Here is a 14,045-nt window from a genome sequence, read left to right as displayed (position 1 = left end):
TCGCGCGGCCGGCTCCCTTACTATTTGTCTATTTCCGTCATTCAAAGAACGTACGCCGCTTCCTGTTGAAGCAACCGTGCGGGCCGGCCAACCAGCCCCTTTTTCTCAACCAAACTCCCTACTTTTCGATTGGGAGTGCAAAGGTAAGTAATTATTTTAAACTTCCAATTTTTAAACAAAGAAATTTAAGATTTTCTTGCTCTTAAAACCAGTTCTTACTGCTTCCTATTGAAGCGGGGTGCAAAGATAAGGCGATCTTTTCGAGGTTTACAATGCCTTCGAAAAATAAACTTAGAACACCGTTATCAATACACTTACTCGAGCGAAGCAAACAATTTATTTGGCTTCCTATCTCTTTCAACCTCGTATCCCGTTGCCCGGTTGGCGTTTTGGGACTGTAAAGATAAGGGCGCCTCCTTAGCATAACGGTATTAAATGAAAGATTTATCGCGCACGCGACCTTAACTGGTTGACATTATGGCAGAAAAATGTGATGCGAGAATTATCTTGGTTCGCTAGGTGGATCGGTCATATTCATTGCACGGGTATGCGAATGAGGAAATGGTTTATGGACCACTCCTTTAATATACTTGAAATAATATACTTGAAAAGTAGGGGATTAGAGCCTTTACACAGCTCTAATGGGGCCCCGGGCACATAAATAATAGGTTTCGGCTAGCGAAAAAGGGTACTTACCCTGTCCGGCCCGACGCTGACAATACTAATGGGTACCTGCAATTCCCGCTCGAGAAAAGCTAAGTAGGCTTGCAAGTTTTCAGGCAGTTGACCAGTGTCCGTAATATTTGTTAAGTCGGTGTTCCAGCCGGGTAGAGTGAGGTACTCAGGCGTGATACCGTTCAATTCGCCCGGATCAGGCAGTTTGGGGGTTGTTTCGCCCGTAGCGGTGCGGTAGTGGGTACACGCCCTAATCTCGGTGAAGCCATCGAGAACATCTGCCTTCATTAGGTGGAGTTCAGTAACGCCGTTGAGCATGATGGCGTAGCGCAGCGCGGGTAAGTCAATCCAACCGCAACGCCGGGGGCGGCCGGTAACGGCTCCAAACTCGCGGCCAGCCTTGCGGATCTCTTCCCCTACCGCATCTTCCAGCTCGGTGGGAAAGGGACCGCTGCCGACACGTGTGCAGTAAGCTTTGGTAATGCCGTACACTTTATCTATGTGACGCGGAGCAATACCGAGGCCGGTGCAAGCCCCAGCTGAAATGGTGCTGGACGAGGTAACGTAGGGATACGTGCCAAAGTCAATGTCCAACAGCGAACCCTGGGCCCCTTCGGCAAGAATGCGCTTGCCTTGGGCGAGCAAGTCGTTGAGGAGATACTCGGTGTCGGTAAGTTGCAGGGTGCGCAGGAACTCGATAGCGGAGAAGAACTCTTCTTCCAGCGCTTCAATTTCCAACTCCTTATTATAAGGAGCGGCAATGCTGGCATGATGCGCCACAGCTTCCTTGTAACGCTGCTGGAAATCGGGCAGCAAGATGTGGCCGACGCGCAGGCCCACGCGGCCGATCTTGTCGGAATACGTTGGGCCGATACCTTTCAGGGTACTGCCGATTTTGGTGTTGCCGCGCGCCTCTTCGCTGATGCGGTCGAGGGCCCGGTGCGAGGGCAGGATGAGCTGCGCCTTTTTGGAGATGTAGAGATTTTTGCTCCAATCGACGCCCCTCTCGGTGAGTTTCTGCAACTCTTCGCGGAACACAACGGGGTCGAGCACGACGCCGTTGCCCACTACGTTGAGGATGTGGGGATGGAAAATTCCGCTTGGCACTTGGCGCAGCACGTGCTTTGTACCATCGAAGGTGAGGGTGTGGCCAGCGTTGGGCCCCCCTTGGAAGCGGGCAACGGCATCGTAGCTGGGCGCGAGCACATCCACAATTTTGCCTTTGCCTTCGTCGCCCCACTGGAGGCCTACTAATACATCTACGGGCATCTTACTTGAAATTTGGGAAGCTTAGCTAACCGGGCACCATGCTGAAAGAGTGCGTTGCCGGCCGGCATTGAAAAAAGTGAAGGCAAAAAAACAGCCGCCTAGGAGGAGGCGGCTGTGAGAAGTTGTTGGTGGGCAGCGGCTTCGGTGGGAACCACCGCGAAAATATTATTGAGTTTGGTGAGAGCCAGCAGCTTACGCGGGTGGTCGGCGGGGTTAATTAGGACCAGTTCGCCGCCGCGGGTACGGAACTTGGTGAGCAATGATACGAGTACTCCCATGCCCGTGCTGTTGATGTAGCGAATTTCGGCCAAGTCAACGGCACAGCTGATGCCGTCGGCGCTTAGGTAGTCATTGGCAGCCTGCACGAACGCCGCGGTATCGGGGGGCCCTACCAGGTCGCCGGCAAGGCTTATGAAAAGGATACCGTCGCGCAGGGTGCTGGTGGTGGTCATGCGGGCTCTTGGGAGCGGGCAGCTTTGGCGCGGCAGTCGCCGCAGATGCCGTAAAGGTTTAAAGAATGGTGCAAGATATGGAAGTTCAGCAGGTCTCCCACCATCGTTTGGATGCCGTGGATGCGGGGGTCACAGAATTCCACCACTTTATGGCATTCGGTGCAGATAACGTGGTCGTGCTGGCGGTAGCCGTAGCTCTTCTCATACTGGGCAAGGTTGCGGCCAAACTGGTGCTTGCTAACGAGGCCCTGTTCCACCAACAGATCCAAGGTGTTGTACACCGTAGCGCGGCTCACTTGCAGGTTGCGGGCCTTCATGCCGGCGTACAGCTCCTCCACATCAAAGTGGCCCGAGCGGGCGTAAATCTCCTCAAGAATGGCGTAGCGTTCGGCCGTTTTGCGCAGGCCTTTATTTTCGAGGTGGGCCGTAAATATTTTTTTGACCTCCTCCAACTTGTCCACGTTTAGCGGGGCCTGCGAGGCTACGCTAGGGGTGTGCTTGGCGGCATAGCCAGTTTCAGAAGAGCCGCCTACCTCCTGCCCTGTCGTTTTGGCGGGGCCCTTGGCAACGGCTACGTTGGAAGAAGATGACATTTTGGGGGAATTCACGGGAGGTAATGGATAAAAGCAAACACTTAACAAAGGGTCGGCTTTTTACATTTTAAAGTAAAGATCGTAATGATTGGCGCAGCCAGGGTTGAAGGCGGCTTGGCACTGCGGGCAGGTGTTGCCGCAGGCGAAGTATTCCGCAATGCTCAGCGTGTGGTAGCAATTGCCACAGAGGATGGCTTTGGTGCCGCGCTCGGCTTTGCCCCAAACAACCGGGACGTGACCAGCAGTTTCATGGTGGCACTGGATGCAGGCGTAAAAGGCATCGCAGCACTTGAATTTGATAGCAATTATATCGCGCTCGGAGTGGTAGTGGGCGCACTGGGTACGCTCGTTTACCCCGACGCCGTGGCAGGTAATGGCTGCTGGGGGCCCCAAGGCGGTTGGCTCAGGAGTCAAAGCGCTCTACTTGCAGCACGCCATTCACCTTGATCAGCCGCTGAATGAGCTTGGTGAGGTGGTCGGTGTCGTTGACAAAAACCATGATTTGGCCTTCGAAAAATCCATCGTTCGAATCGACGGTGATGGAGCGCATGTTCACTTTCAGGCTGGTGGAAATGATGCGGGTGATATCGTTCACGATGCCCACCCGGTCGGAACCTTTGAGGCGAATGCCGGCCAAGAATGCCAACTCTGACTGCTCCGTCCACTTGGCGCGCACGATGCGGTTGCCGTAGTTCGACATTAAATCGACGGCGCGGGGGCAGCTGGTGCGGTGGATGATGAGGCCCTGGTCGGTTTCGAAGCCGAACACGTCGTCGCCGGGAATGGGGTTGCAGCAGCGAGCCAAGCTATGGTTGAACTGGGCCGTGCGCTCGCCCACTACCAACATATCAGGCCGCACGCCCCGGATTTTCTGCACCTCGTGGTCGAACGATTTGGGCTGGAGCGCTGGTGGCCGGGGCGTGGGAATAACCTCGGTGAAGAGGGCCTCGCGGATTTCGCGGCCGTCGAGCTGGCCCACCGCCAAACGGTAGTAAAAATCTTGGGCCGTGGGAACGTTAAAATAAGCTAATACTCGGTTGAAGTTTTCCTGCGTGAATGCCACGCCAATCAACTCCAGCCGCTTTTCGAGGATGAACTTGCCGTCCTCAGCCTTGGCGCGCTTGTCGTCGCGCAGGAATTCCTTAATTTTTGAGCGGGCCCTAGACGTGGTAACGTAGGTCAGCCATTCCTCGGTGGGGCGTTGCTTGTGCGAGGTCAGGATTTCTACCTGGTCGCCGTTGTGCAGCTGGTAGCTCAGGGGCTCCAGCTTCTGATTCACCTTGGCCCCCAAGCAGCGCATCCCAATCTGGGTGTGGATGTCGAAGGCAAAATCCAGGGCCGTGGCCTTATCGGGCAGGATGATGAGCTTGCCCTTGGGCGTAAACACATACACCTCCTTCATGAACAAGTTCTGGCGGAACTCGTCCATGAATTCGAGCGCACTGGAGTTGTTGGTTTCCAGCGACTCGCGCACCTTGTTCACCCACGTTTCCAAGCTCGATTCGGCGTGGGTGGGGTCGGCAGTTTTGTACTTCCAGTGGGCGGCGTAGCCTTTTTCGGCGATGTCGTCCATGCGGCGCGAGCGCACCTGCACCTCCACCCACTGGCCCGTGCGCGACATGACGGTGGTGTGCAGGCTTTCGTAGCCGTTGGCCTTGGGCGTGCTCACCCAGTCGCGTAGCCGGTCGGGGTTGGGCTGGTAAAAGTCCGTCACAACGCTATACACCTGCCAGCAGGCGGCCTTTTCCTGCTCCGGCGGCACGTCCAGAATCACGCGGATGGCGAACAGGTCGTATACTTCCTCAAATGGTATGTTCTGCTTTTTTATCTTTTTGAGGATGGAGTAGACACTTTTCGGCCGGCCTTTGATTTCAAACTGGAAGCCTTGGTTTTTCAGCTCCTCCTCGATCGGCTGCACAAAATCCTTGATGAAGCGATTGCGGGCGATCTGGCTCTGCTTGATGCGGTCCTTGATATCGGTGTACACCTCCGTATCGGTGTACTTCAGGTACAGGTCCTCTAGCTCGCTTTTGATGACGTAGAGGCCCAGGCGGTGGGCCAGCGGGGCGTAGAGGTACAGCGTTTCGGAGGCGATTTTGAGCTGCTTGTGGCGCGGCATCGAGTCGAGCGTCCGCATGTTATGCAGGCGGTCGGCGAGCTTGATGAGGATAACGCGCACGTCTTCGCTCAGCGTGAGCAGCATTTTGCGGAAGTTTTCGGCCTGCTCGCTGGTGCCGTAGTCGAACACGCCCGAAATCTTGGTCAGCCCGTCGATGATGCGGGCCACTTTAGGACCGAACTCGCGCTCAACGTCGGAAATTTCCCAGGCCGTATCCTCCACTACGTCGTGTAGTAGGGCCGACACGATGCTGGTGGTGCCAAGCCCAATTTCCTCCACCGCAATCTGGGCCACGGCCAGCGGGTGCAGAATATAGGGCTCGCCCGACTTGCGGCGCATGTCTTTATGGGCCTCCAGGCTGGTGTTGAAGGCCTTTTTGATGAGTTTGGCGTCGTCGCCGTGCAGGTAAGGCTTGGCGGTGCGCAGCAGGCGGCGGTACTGGCGCAGGATTTCCTGGCGCTCGGCTTCGATATCGATGACGGGGGACATAGTGGTAAAATAACAAGCGCGGGCCGAAAAAAGTGTTGGACCCTCGCCGGGGCCCTATCGGATAAGCGGCGGGATTTTGCGAACCTAACGAACAATCCGTACCTTTGCGGGCCCGAAGCAATTGGCCCAGGGAACTGCCGCGGATATGGCGAAATTGGTAGACGTGCCAGACTTAGGATCTGGTGCCGCAAGGCGTGTGGGTTCGAGTCCCTCTATCCGCACTTTTTTACAATGTTTTTCTGGCCCTCAGCTTTGCGGTTGGGGGTTTCTTTTTACCACTAACCCGATGGGTGCCCGCGCGGCGGGGGCCCTCTTTTGCCGCTAATGAACATTACGCTGGACCGCAACGACGAGCAGCTGACCGGGCTGCTGACCGTGCATCTGACCGAAGCCGACTACGCCGCCACCGTGGACGCGCAAATTAAGGACTACACCAAGCGGGCCCAGGTGAAGGGCTTCCGCCCCGGCAAAGTGCCCGTGGGCATGGTGAAAAAGATGTACGGCAAAGGCATTCTGGCCGACGAAATCAACAAAACCCTGGGCAAGGCCGTCGATGGCTACGTGAAGGAGCAAAACCTGCGCCTGCTGGGCGAGGCCCTGCCGGTGGCCAGCGACGTGGACTTTGACACCGCCAAAGAGTTTGCCTTCCAGTTTGAGCTGGGCTTGCTGCCCGAGGTGGAGCTGCCCGCCGACGGCACCGTGGAAGTGGAGCGCCACCAGGTGAGCCTCGACGACGACACCATCGAGCAGACCAACGAGCAGATTGCCCGCCAGTACGGCGAAACCACTAACCCCGACGCCTCAGAAGCCAACGACTACCTGTTCGGCAAGCTGAAAAAGGCCGACGAGGAAGGCGAAGGCCGTACGGTGTTGCTGCCCATTAATAAGGTGAAGAACGGCGCGGAGCAGTTCATCGGCGCAAAGGCCGGCGACGTGCTGACGTTTGACCTGAAAAGTGCCTTTGACAACGACGCGGCGGCCATTGCCGGCTTCTCGGGCCTGAACAAGACCGAGGCCGAAGCCGCCAGCGGCGACTACGTGCTGAACGTAGAGAAAATTAACCGCACGGCTGCCCCAGAGATGAACCAGGAGCTGTTCGACAAAGTATTCGGCCCCGAGGCTGTGTCGAGCCAGGAGGAATTCGACGCCAAGGTGCGCGAGACGATGCAGCAGAACTACGACCGCGAGAGCGACGGGGCCCTGAACAACGCCATTGTGGAGAAGCTGGTGACCGGACTGGACATCAAGCTGCCCGCCGAGTTCTTCAAGAAGTGGCTGGTGCGCGCCAACGCCGGCAAGCTCACCGCCGAGCAGGTGGAGGAGCACTACAGCGACTACGAGAAGGAGCTGAAGTGGAGCCTGATCCGCAACAAGGTGGTGGAAAAGGCCGACCTGAAAGTGAGCAACGACGAGATTGTGGACCGCACGCTCGACAAGATCATGGGCCAGTTCAGCATGCCCAACATGCCCGACGACATGCGCGAGTCGATGCGCGGCTACGCCGACAGCTACCTCAAGCAGGATAACGGCAAGCAGTACGTGGCCGAGTACGAGGCCATTCTGGCAGAGAAAGTGCTCGAAAACTTGCGCGGCAAAGTTGTTGTTACGGACAAGCCCGTAACGGCCGAAGAATTCCGAAACCTGAACAGCTAAGCTGCGCAGGTTTTGATTCGGAAAAGCCCTTACTTTGACGGTAAGGGCTTTTTTATTGTCCGTTTGTTTACAACATCAGGGCCCCGGAACCGTCTTTTGTTTTGCCACCGGGCCAGCGACTGCTTACCCCCTTATTTTTCCTTCTAATGCTGAATAAACAAGAATTCCGCAAGTTTGCCGTGAAGCACCAGGGCCTGAGCGGCCTGGGCGTGGACCAGTACATCCAACACGTGGAAGGCCAGACCCGCGGCGGCCTCATCATGCCCACGGGCATGACCCGCTCGGTGATTGAGGAGCGCCCCACGCGTTTCGCCGAAATCGACGTGTTTTCGCGCCTGATCATGGACCGCATCGTGTTCCTCGGCACGGCCGTGGACGACTACGTGGCCAACATCCTGACGGCCCAAATGCTGTTTCTGGAGTCGGCGGATGCCAAGAAAGACATCCTGCTCTACATCAACTCGCCCGGCGGGTCGGTGTACGCCGGCTTGGGCATCTACGACACCATGCAGTACGTGAACCCCGACGTGGCCACGATTTGCACTGGCCTCGCCGCTTCGATGGGCGCGGTGCTCCTCGCCGGGGGCGCGGCCAACAAGCGTTCGGCCCTGCCGCACGCCCGCGTTATGATTCACCAGCCGTCGGGCGGGGCCCAAGGGCAGTCGTCGGACATTGAGATTACGGCCCGCGAAATTCTGAAGCTCAAGAAAGAGCTGTATGACATTTTGGCCCAGCATACTGGCAAAACGTACCAGGAAATTCATGATAACTCGGACCGTGACTACTGGATGCGGGCCGACGAAGCCAAAGAATACGGCCTGATCGACGAAGTACTGGAGAAGAAAGCCAGCTAGGCCACTATCCGCTAAAGAACGGAATGGCGGCTTGCCCGATATTTCAAGCGGTAAAAAAACCCCTGCTAAGCTAGCAGGGGTTTTTTATTGGGGCCCAGAAGCGCGTGCAGCATGGCTGCCAATGGCCGAAGCCTATGACGCGGCTAAGCGGATAAGTTTGTTGGAGATGAGTGGAGAGAAAGGGAAAATTGCGCCGTTGGCCCTGGGCCCCCAGGTGAAGCGTAGCGTTCAGTAGGCGACCACAGCCAGGCGGATGACCAAAGGCGTACAAACCAGGTTGGATGGCACCGGCTGGGGCACTGGCGTAGTGGTAAATATCCAGCCCGCTGCCGAAGTGGGCGTGACGGTGGAAGCCATAAAAACCAATTGCAAGTGCTCGGCTGATAGTCGCATGATCGGAAGTAAAAAGGTGGCCGGGCCAGGCGCGTGGCTTGGGGCCCCCGGGGTAGCAGAAGCTCCAAACCACGCGCCCGGGAAAAGTTGTACAAATGTATTGGGCAGTAATTGGTTAAAATACAGGTAAAACTACCCGTTTTTACGTCCCACATCGGGGCTTTCTTCACCGCTTACTTGCCGCCCAGGGCCCTAGTTATTGGCCAACAATGGCACCAAATGGGCCTTGCGCGGCGTTGACGGCCGCAAGCCTTGTACCTTTGTATCCCTTTTGCTGGAAAAACGGGCTTCCTATTACTTCCTACTGCACTATCTTTCTCCGTGGCCGAAATATCCTGTTCTTTTTGCAACCGCAGCAAGCGCGAAGTCGCTGTTATGATTTCGGGCATCAACGCCCACATCTGCGAAAAATGCGTGGGCCAAGCCCAGCTCATCCTCGAAGAGGAAGCCAAAGCCCAAGAGGCCGGCAAACAGCCCAAATTTAACCTCATCAAGCCGCGCGCCATTAAGGAACACCTTGATCAGTACGTAATTGGCCAGGACGAAGCCAAGCGCGTGATGTCGGTAGCGGTGTACAATCACTACAAGCGCCTGATGCAGAAGCCTCAGGAAGATGAGGTGCAGATTGAGAAGTCCAACATCATCATGGTGGGCGAAACCGGCACCGGCAAAACCTTCCTGGCGCGCATGCTGGCCAAGATTCTGCAAGTGCCCTTCTGCATCGCCGATGCTACCGTACTGACGGAGGCTGGCTACGTGGGCGAGGACGTGGAAAGCATCCTCACCCGCCTGCTGCAAGCGGCCGACTACGACCTGGAGGCGGCGGAGCGCGGTATTGTCTACATCGACGAAATTGATAAGATTGCCCGCAAGAGCGATAACCCCAGCATCACGCGCGACGTGAGCGGCGAGGGCGTGCAGCAGGCCTTGCTGAAGCTGCTCGAAGGCACGGCCATCAACGTGCCGCCCCAGGGCGGGCGCAAGCACCCCGAGCAGAAAATGATTTCGGTGAACACCGAGAACATTCTCTTCATCTGCGGGGGGGCTTTTTCGGGCATCGACCGCATCATTAAGAGCCGCTTGAACACCAAGCCGATGGGCTTCGCCAAGACAAACCTGGAAGAGCAGGTGGACACCCAAAACTTCCTGCGCTACGTGTCGGCTCAGGATATGAAATCGTTCGGCCTGATTCCGGAGCTGATTGGCCGCCTGCCGGTGCTCACCTTCCTCAACCCGCTGGACAAGACCACGCTGCGCCAAATCCTAACCGAGCCCAAGAACTCGCTCGTGAAGCAGTACAAGCGGCTATTCGGGATGGAAAAAATCGAGCTCGACTTCACCGAAGAGGCCCTGGCGTATATCGTGGACAAGGCCGACGAGTACCGCCTGGGGGCCCGGGGCCTGCGCTCCATCTGCGAGAGCATCATGACCGATGCCATGTTCGAAATGCCCGACGAAGTGGGCGCCAACGAGTTGGTTATCAACCTGGGCTACGCCCGTAGCAAGTTTGAGAAGTCGCCGCTGCGGCACATGCGGGCCGCCTAGGGCCCCCAGCGAGGTTTTGCACCGAGTTAAAAAGAAGGAGGGGAGTTTCACAGGGAGTATTGACCTCTGTGAAACTCCCCTCCCTCGTTTTAACTCGGTGCAAAACTTACTCTTTCAAGTATTTCACCATTAGGGCGGCCGTTTTTTTGGCGGCTTGCTGTTGGCCGAGCTTGGCGCGTATTTCGGCGTAGCCAGTTTGGATTTGCGCGCGGTAATTGTCATCGGTGAGGAGCTTTTTCAACTCGTCGAGCAGGTTGCGGGCTGTGAAGTCGTTTTGAATCATCTCTTTCACCACAGCGCGGCCGGCAATTAAGTTTACCAACGAGATATAGGGCACCTTGATGAGCATCTTGCCAATGGTGTAGCTCAGGGCACTGGTGCGGTAGCACACAATTTGGGGCACGCTGAAAAGGGCCGTTTCGAGCGTGGCGGTGCCGCTGGTGACGAGCGCCGCCGTGGCGTGGCTCAGCAGGTCGAACGTTTGGTCGAAGAGCAGGCGGATGCCGTTGCGCTCGAAGTGCTGGTAATAGTTGCGGTCGAGGTTGTCGACGCCGGCCACCACAAACTGGTAATCCATGAACGGCGGCAGGATGGCGAGCATTACGTGCAGCATTTCCTCGATTTCCTGCTTGCGCGAGCCCGGCAGCACCGCGATGATGGGCCGGTCCTTGTCAATCTGATTGCGCACGAAGAAATCGGCCGTGGGCACGAATTCGGCTACTGCGTCGGCCGTGGGGTTGCCGGCGTAATCGACGGGATAGTTGAAGCGCTTATAAAACTCTTCCTCGAAGGGCAGGATGACGAACATTTTGTCGACGCGGGCCTTCACCTGCTCCACGCGGCCCTCGTTCCAAGCCCAGAGTTTGGGCGAAATATAATAGAATACCTTGAGGCCCTGGGCCTTGGCAAACTTGGCCACCCGCAAATTGAAGCCTGCGTAATCGACCAGGATGAGCACATCGGGCTTGTAGGCCAGCAGGTCCTTTTCGCACTCCTTGAGGTAGCCACGGAACTTGAGCACGCTGGTGGCAGCCTCCAGGAAGCCCATGATGGACAGGTCCTGGTAGTGGTGCACCTGCTCGCCGCCAATAGCCTGCATCAGGTCGCCGCCCCAGAAGCGGAACTCGGCGGCAGCGTCTTCCGTGCGCAGGGCCCGCATGAGGTCAGCGGAGTGGAAATCGCCCGACCGTTCGCCGGCAATGAGGTAGTATTTCATTTTTGAATTAAAAATTATGAATTAAAAATTAAAAATCGCTCCTGCCCTCGCCAGAGTAAACGGGGCATTTTTAATCCATAATTTTTAATTTTTAATTGGCTTAGCCGTAGTATTCCACGAAGTTGCGGGGCGTTTCGTAGAGCTTAACGCAGTGGAGCTGGGCGGGCGTGATGGCGGGCAGCTCGCGGGCAATGATTTCCCAGAAGGCCACGGCCAGGTTTTCGGTGCTGGCCATTTGGCCAGCTAGGAACGGCACGTCGAGGTTGAGGTTTTTGTGGTCGACCTGGCTGGTAACGTGCTCCTTGATAAGGTCGGATAGGGCCTTGAGGTCGACCACGAAACCGGTGTCCGGATCGGGCGTGCCCTTTACCGTTACTACCAAGTCGTAGTTGTGGCCGTGCCAGTTGACGTTGGCGCAGGGCCCAAAAACCTCGCGGTTGCGCTCGTCGCTCCACTTGGGGTTGTGCAGCTTGTGGGCGGCGTTGAAATGCTCGTGGCGGCTAACGTAAATCATGGGGCGGGCGGGGGAAACGCGCCGGCCCGCCGCTTCCCGTATTTTCGGTGCAAATATACGCCCGCGGCCCCCCGGTGGGGCCCCGCGGGCGGGCGGGCCCTACCTTTGGGGCCCCATCTTTTACAGCTTATGATAGTCGTCACCGGTGCGGCGGGCTTTATTGCCAGCGCCCTCGTTTCCCGCCTCAACGCGGCCAATTTCAACGACGTGGTGGTCGTTGACAACTTCTCGGTGGAGAAAAAGCTGCGCAACCTCGAAGGCAAAAAGCTGCGCGAATACGTGGACCGCGAAGATTTTTTTGCGTGGCTCGACGAGCACCACGCGCAGGTGGAGTTCGTGTTTCACCTGGGGGCCCGCACCGATACCGCGGAGATGGACCCGGCCGTGTTCGATCTGCTAAATCTGAACTATTCGAAGCAGATGTGGCTGGCCTGCTGCCAGTACCAGCTCCCGCTGGTGTACGCCTCCTCGGCGGCTACGTACGGCGACGGGGCCCTGGGCTACTCCGATGCCGACGATGCGCTGCTGCCCCTCTACCGCCCGCTGAACCCCTACGGCGAGTCGAAAAACGACTTTGATAACTGGGCCGTGGAACAGGCGGAAAAACCATATTTCTGGGCTGGGCTGAAGTTTTTCAACGTGTACGGACCCAACGAGTACCACAAGGGCCGCATGGCGTCGGTCATTTTCCACGCCTTCCAGCAAATCCAGCAAAATGGCTCGATGACGCTCTTCAAATCGCACAACCCCGACTACGTGGACGGCGGCCAGATGCGCGATTTTGTGTATGTGAAAGATGTGGTGGAAGTGTGCTACTTTTTGATGCATCACCGCAAAGACTCGGGCCTCTACAACTTGGGCAGCGGCACGGCCCGCACCTTCATGGACCTGGCCCTGAACACGTTCACGGCGCTGGGGGCCCCGGTGGACATCCGCTTCCGCGACACGCCGGAGGACATCCGCGACAAGTACCAGTACTACACCCAGGCCGATATGCGCAAGCTGCACAGCATCGGCTACCCCAACGCCTTTGCCACGCTGGAAGAGGGCATCCGCGACTACGTGCAGCAGTACTTGCTGCCCGACCAGTATTACTAGCCGGCGGCGGTAGGGCCCCGGGCGCTACCATTTTTGTGTACGTATGAGTTGAATAAAAAACCGCCAGCTGGGAGCTGGCGGTTTTTTTATTGGTTAAATGGCTTGCGCTACGCGACCAGGCGCTGCTCGGCTGCGGGGTACATGGGGCGCACAGGGGCCTCGGTGAGGACCGAGGCGGCCGAGCGCGGGGCCCCGTCGTCGGCGTGGCGGCGCAGGGCGCGCATGAGCAGGTACTTATACTTTTCGGCGTCGGCCAGGGCTTGCTCCAGGGCCTGGAGGGCATCGGAGTAGGCCACTACAGGTTGCAGGTCGCGGCGCGGGCGGCGGGCTTCAAATACGTGCGAGGCGAGGTATTCGGCAGGTGCTTTCATGGCGGAAACGAGTAGGTTTTGGCAGGAGTTTCTGGTTGCTTTATTAACCAAAAAAATCGGCTTTTCATTCCCGCGCTGGGCCCCCAAAACTAAATTATACTCACTGTTTATCAGCGATATAAATACTCCTCAGGGCCCCGGTTTCAGCTAGCGTATAGCTACGCTATTTGCAGCACGATTTTGCCAAACTGCTGGCCGGCTTCCATGCGGCGCAGGGCGGCTTCGGCTTCGGCCAGGGGAAATATTTCGTCCACCACGGGCACGATTTGCTTTTCCGTTACCAAAGCCAGCAGGTCGTCAAAATCCTGCGCCGAGCCCATCGACGAGCCCAAGATGCTGAGCTGCTTCCAGAAAACCTTGCCCGGGGGAATCTGCGGGATGTTGCCCAGCGTGCCACCGTAGAACACGATGCGGCCACCGGGCGCGGCGGCGTCGAGCAGGGCCCCAAAGGCAGCCCCAGCGGCGCTGTCGATGATGACATCGAAGGGGCCCCCGGCCTGCTTCACCAGATCTTTCACCCAGTTGGCGGCGTTGTAGTTGATGCCGCCGCGCAGGCCCAGGGCGGGCAGGCCGGCCAGCTTCTCGTCGCTGCTCGAAGTGCCCCACACCTCGCAGCCGCGCGCCACGCACAGCTGCGCCGCCACAATGGCCACGCCCCCGCCGATGCCCGTGACGAGCACCCGCTCGCCGGGCTGGGCCTGCGCCCGGCTGAAGGCCGCCCGGTAGGCCGTGAGGCCGCCAGCGGCAGCGCCGCGCCCTGGGCCGCGCTGAGGTGCGCGGGGCAGCGGCCGCACGTATTCGGCG

The 14,045-nt window shown here is 57.7% G+C and carries 14 protein-coding genes and 1 tRNA gene; 5 read left to right on the top strand and 10 right to left on the bottom strand.

Annotated features, from left to right (window positions below; all coding sequences use genetic code 11):
* Window positions 1–675: 675 nt before the first annotated feature.
* From BEN49_RS03230 to BEN49_RS03210, 5 genes are all read right to left on the bottom strand, one after another.
* A complete protein-coding gene (locus BEN49_RS03230; protein WP_070740671.1) occupies window positions 676–1,944 on the bottom strand; it encodes an adenylosuccinate synthase in 1,269 nt (422 codons plus the stop codon).
* Window positions 1,945–2,042: 98 nt separating this feature from the next.
* The gene (locus BEN49_RS03225) at window positions 2,043–2,396 is read right to left on the bottom strand and encodes an STAS domain-containing protein (RefSeq protein ID WP_070740667.1); all 354 of its coding nucleotides are present in this window, start codon (window positions 2,394–2,396) and stop codon (window positions 2,043–2,045) included.
* A complete protein-coding gene (locus tag BEN49_RS03220) occupies window positions 2,393–2,857 on the bottom strand; it encodes a Fur family transcriptional regulator (protein WP_070740676.1) in 465 nt (154 codons plus the stop codon). Before BEN49_RS03220 ends, BEN49_RS03225 begins: the two co-directional genes overlap by 4 nt.
* A gap of 192 nt (window positions 2,858–3,049) precedes the next feature.
* A complete protein-coding gene (locus BEN49_RS03215) occupies window positions 3,050–3,382 on the bottom strand; it encodes a CHY zinc finger protein (protein ID WP_083325721.1) in 333 nt (110 codons plus the stop codon).
* A gap of 10 nt (window positions 3,383–3,392) precedes the next feature.
* Complete coding sequence (locus BEN49_RS03210) at window positions 3,393–5,597, bottom strand: RelA/SpoT family protein (protein ID WP_070740664.1); 2,205 nt, start codon at window positions 5,595–5,597, stop codon at window positions 3,393–3,395.
* A gap of 139 nt (window positions 5,598–5,736) precedes the next feature.
* Here BEN49_RS03210 and BEN49_RS03205 point away from each other — a divergent pair.
* From BEN49_RS03205 to BEN49_RS03195, 3 genes are all read left to right on the top strand, one after another.
* Window positions 5,737–5,818, top strand: a tRNA-Leu gene (locus tag BEN49_RS03205).
* Window positions 5,819–5,921: 103 nt separating this feature from the next.
* Window positions 5,922–7,250, top strand: coding sequence for a trigger factor (tig, locus tag BEN49_RS03200; RefSeq protein WP_070740663.1), 1,329 nt, complete (start codon window positions 5,922–5,924; stop codon window positions 7,248–7,250).
* A gap of 146 nt (window positions 7,251–7,396) precedes the next feature.
* Window positions 7,397–8,104 (top strand): ClpP family protease, encoded by a 708-nt coding sequence (locus BEN49_RS03195; RefSeq protein ID WP_068234850.1) that lies wholly within the window; start codon window positions 7,397–7,399, stop codon window positions 8,102–8,104.
* Between the two features lie 228 nt (window positions 8,105–8,332).
* On the opposite strand, the gene BEN49_RS27530 is transcribed toward BEN49_RS03195, so the two are convergent.
* Window positions 8,333–8,497 (bottom strand): hypothetical protein, encoded by a 165-nt coding sequence (locus BEN49_RS27530; protein WP_158022730.1) that lies wholly within the window; start codon window positions 8,495–8,497, stop codon window positions 8,333–8,335.
* A gap of 321 nt (window positions 8,498–8,818) precedes the next feature.
* Between BEN49_RS27530 and clpX the strand changes: the two genes are divergently transcribed.
* Window positions 8,819–10,042, top strand: coding sequence for an ATP-dependent Clp protease ATP-binding subunit ClpX (gene clpX / locus BEN49_RS03190; RefSeq protein ID WP_070740660.1), 1,224 nt, complete (start codon window positions 8,819–8,821; stop codon window positions 10,040–10,042).
* A 106-nt stretch (window positions 10,043–10,148) separates the two neighbouring features.
* On the opposite strand, the gene lpxB is transcribed toward clpX, so the two are convergent.
* The gene (gene lpxB, locus BEN49_RS03185) at window positions 10,149–11,258 is read right to left on the bottom strand and encodes a lipid-A-disaccharide synthase (protein ID WP_070740657.1); all 1,110 of its coding nucleotides are present in this window, start codon (window positions 11,256–11,258) and stop codon (window positions 10,149–10,151) included.
* Window positions 11,259–11,358: 100 nt separating this feature from the next.
* Window positions 11,359–11,772: a 6-pyruvoyl trahydropterin synthase family protein gene (locus BEN49_RS03180; protein ID WP_070740654.1), complete on the bottom strand. Its 414-nt coding sequence runs from the start codon at window positions 11,770–11,772 to the stop codon at window positions 11,359–11,361.
* Between the two features lie 129 nt (window positions 11,773–11,901).
* Here BEN49_RS03180 and rfaD point away from each other — a divergent pair, with 129 nt between their 5' ends.
* Entirely contained in the window at window positions 11,902–12,870 is a 969-nt protein-coding gene (gene rfaD, locus BEN49_RS03175; RefSeq protein WP_070740653.1) for an ADP-glyceromanno-heptose 6-epimerase, read from the top strand.
* Window positions 12,871–12,977: 107 nt separating this feature from the next.
* Here rfaD and BEN49_RS03170 read toward each other — a convergent pair whose 3' ends face one another.
* On the bottom strand, window positions 12,978–13,241 hold the full coding sequence (locus tag BEN49_RS03170; protein WP_070740650.1) for a hypothetical protein: 264 nt from the start codon (window positions 13,239–13,241) through the stop codon (window positions 12,978–12,980).
* Window positions 13,242–13,399: 158 nt separating this feature from the next.
* Window positions 13,400–14,045: zinc-binding dehydrogenase (locus BEN49_RS03165; protein WP_239691796.1), on the bottom strand; the 646-nt coding region annotated here is incomplete at its 5' end.

Source organism: Hymenobacter coccineus (assembly GCF_001816125.1).
In the GTDB taxonomy this organism is placed as follows: Bacteria; Bacteroidota; Bacteroidia; order Cytophagales; family Hymenobacteraceae; genus Hymenobacter; species Hymenobacter coccineus.
The sequence above is the reverse complement of the archived record's forward strand: the minus strand, read 5'-3'. Positions and strand labels throughout refer to the sequence as shown.